This window comes from Aphanothece microscopica RSMan92 (assembly GCF_046613545.2).
GTDB lineage: Bacteria > Cyanobacteriota > Cyanobacteriia > PCC-6307 > Cyanobiaceae > NIES-981.
In genome coordinates this window covers 1-433 of sequence record NZ_JBKKKY020000571.1, presented here as the reverse complement: position 1 = coordinate 433, position 433 = coordinate 1, and the positions used below count along the sequence as shown (strand labels likewise).

The 433-nt window shown below is 79.2% G+C and carries 1 protein-coding gene; it reads right to left on the bottom strand.

Annotated elements, in window-relative coordinates; genetic code table 11:
- A partial coding sequence (locus tag ACLD7X_RS19110; protein WP_425625528.1) for a hypothetical protein occupies positions 1–433 on the bottom strand: 433 nt, incomplete at both ends.

Here is a 433-nt window from a genome sequence, read left to right as displayed (position 1 = left end):
CCCGAATGCGCGGTCAGCAGCAGGTGGGTCGGCGGCGGCAGGCCCGGCCCGAATCCCGCCAGCGCCTCCTCCACCACCGCCTGCAACCCGCCCGGCGCGGCGAGGGCAGGGAAGTCGAAGGCCCCCGCCCGCCGCGGGGCGGGCCTGCCGCGTGGCAGCATCGCGATGGTGGGCGGGCTTGCCGGCAGCACCAGCCCGCTGCCCGGCAGCCGTCCCTGCAACAGCCGCAGGGGCTCGTCCGGTGCCGCGAAGCCGTGCAGGTGGATGACGATCCGCAGCGCGCCGGCGCCGGGGGGAATCGCCGTCCAGCGCATCACCAGATCCGGCTCTCCCGGCAGCGTCCCATGCCCGGCCAGCGCCGCGAGGCGCGGCAGCGCCGCCTGGCCCGCCGGGATGCCCCCCGTCAGCGATCGCCGCGCCGGCCCGGCCCCGC